The sequence below is a fragment of the Kocuria tytonicola genome, assembly GCF_003687455.1.
Classification (GTDB): domain Bacteria; phylum Actinomycetota; class Actinomycetes; order Actinomycetales; family Micrococcaceae; genus Kocuria; species Kocuria tytonicola.
This window is the reverse complement of the sequence record NZ_PHOA01000172.1, coordinates 1-2,401: the sequence shown is the minus strand read 5'-3', so window position 1 is coordinate 2,401 and position 2,401 is coordinate 1. Positions and strand designations below refer to the sequence as shown.

The 2,401-nt window shown below is 70.3% G+C and carries 1 protein-coding gene; it reads left to right on the top strand.

Annotation, left to right across the window (positions count from 1 at the left end; all coding sequences use genetic code 11):
• The first annotated feature begins 4 nt into the window (after nucleotides 1-4).
• Nucleotides 5-2,272, top strand: coding sequence for a class 1b ribonucleoside-diphosphate reductase subunit alpha (gene nrdE / locus CWC38_RS11575; RefSeq protein WP_121846859.1), 2,268 nt, complete (start codon nucleotides 5-7; stop codon nucleotides 2,270-2,272).
• Nucleotides 2,273-2,401 lie beyond the last annotated feature (129 nt).

The following is a 2,401-nucleotide window of genomic DNA, read 5'->3' as shown; positions in this document are numbered from 1 at the left end:
CCGTATGACCCACCCCGCCACCACGACGCAGGAGGCCCCCGTCCCGCACGGCACCCCCGGCGCAGAGCAACTCTCCGACCCGCAGGACGGCGCCCACCGGCCGGACGGCGCCCACCGGCCGGACGGCGCCGACCGGTTGCCGGCGCAGGAGGGGATCGGAACCCGCCGGGACTACCACGCCCTGAACGCGCAGCTGAACCTCTTCGCCCCGGACGGCTCCATCCAGTTCGAGAAGGACCGGGAGGCCGTGGCGGCCTACCTCGCGCAGCACGTGGCCCCGCGCACCCGCCACTTCGACTCCGTGTGGGACCGGCTCGAGTGGCTCGTGGCGCACGAATACTACGAGGAGCAGTTCCTGCGCGCCTACCCCCGCGAGTTCGTGGAGCGGCTGCACCACACTGCGCGGGACGCGGACCACCGGTTCCAGACGTTCCTGGGGGCGTTCAAGTTCTTCACGTCCTACGCCCTGACCACGTTCGACGGCGCGGCGTACCTGGAGGACTTCGGCCAGCGCGTCGTCGCCACCGCCCTGTACCTGGGGCGGGGGGACGAGGAGATGGCGGAGCAGCTCGTGGCCGAGATGCTGTCCGGGAGGTTCCAGCCGGCCACGCCCACGTTCCTGAACGCGGGCAAGGCCCAGCGGGGCGAGCTCGTCTCCTGCTTCCTGCTGCGGCTGGAGGACAACCTGGAGTCCATCGGGCGCAGCGTGAACTCGGCGCTGCAGCTGTCCAAGCGCGGGGGCGGAGTGGCCCTGCTGTTGAGCAACCTGCGCGAGGCCGGGGCGCCCATCAAGAAGGTGCAGCACCAGGCGTCCGGGGTGGTGCCGGTGATGAAGATCCTGGAGGACTCGTTCAGCTACGCGAACCAGCTGGGCGCCCGGCAGGGGGCGGGCGTGGTGTACCTGCACGCCCACCACCCGGACGTCATGGCCTTCCTGGACACCAAGCGGGAGAACGCGGACGAGAAGGTCCGGATCAAGACCCTGTCCCTGGGCGTGGTCATCCCGGACATCACGTTCGAGCTCGCGAAGCGGAACCGGGAGATGCACCTGTTCAGCCCCTACGACGTGCTGCGAGAGACGGGCGTGCCGCTGTCCGACCAGTCCGTGACCGAGCACTACGACGAGTTCGTGGCCAACCCCCGCATCCGCTCCACGACCATCAGCGCCCGCGAGTTCTTCAAGACCCTGGCGGAGCTGCAGTTCGAGTCCGGATACCCCTACGTGCTGTTCGAGGACACCGTGAACCGCGCGAACCCCCTGGACGGCCACGTGAACATGTCCAACCTGTGCTCGGAGATCCTGCAGGTGAACACGGCCTCCGAGTACGACGCCGCGCTGGGCTACGAGACCGTGGGCCACGACATCTCCTGCAACCTGGGCTCGCTCAACATCGCACGCATGATGGCCGCCCCGGACTTCGGGGGATCGGTGGAGACGGCCGTGCGGGCGCTGACCAGCGTGTCCGAGCAGACGGACGTGGCCGCGGTGCCCTCGGTCGCGGCCGGCAACGCGGCGTCGCACGCGATCGGGCTGGGGCAGATGAACCTGCACGGCTACCTGGCCTCGCAGCGGATCCACTACGGCAGCGCGGAGGGGATCGACTTCACGGACGCCTACTTCCGCACCGTCGCGTTCCACGCCCTGAGAGCCTCCAACCGGCTCGCCATCGAGCGGGGCGAGCGGTTCGAGGGCTTCGAGCGCAGCTCCTACGCGGACGGCAGCTACTTCGAGCCGTACGTGGCCGAGCCGTGGGAGCCCGCCACGCAGCGGGTGCGGGAGCTGTTCCGGGACGCCGGGATCGCCCTGCCCACGGTGGCCCAGTGGGAGCAGCTACGGGACTCGGTGCGGGAGCACGGCATCTACAACGCCTACCTCCAGGCGGTGCCGCCCACCGGGTCCATCAGCTACATCAACCACGCCACTGCCTCCATCCACCCGGTGGCGGCGAAGATCGAGATCCGCAAGGAGGGCAGGCTCGGTCGGGTCTACTACCCGGCGCCGCACCTGAGCAACGAGAACGCGGAGTACTTCCGGGATGCCTACGAGATCGGCCCCGAGAAGATCATCGACACCTACGCCGCCGCCACCCGGCACGTGGACCAGGGGCTCTCCCTGACCCTGTTCTTCGAGGACACCGCGACCACCCGGGACATCAACCGCGCCCAGATCCACGCGTGGCGCCGGGGCATCAAGACCCTCTACTACATCCGGCTGCGCCAGCTTGCCCTGGAGGGCACCGCCGTGGAGGGCTGCGTGTCCTGCGCCCTCTGAAACCCCGCGCCTCGCCGGTGGCGCCGCCGCCCCGCTGACGACGCCGCCCGCTCGGCTCATGGGGCGACGTCGCCCTCCTGGGCCGGCTGCGCCGCCCACCCCGGGCGGGTGACGCGCCCCCCCCGGGTG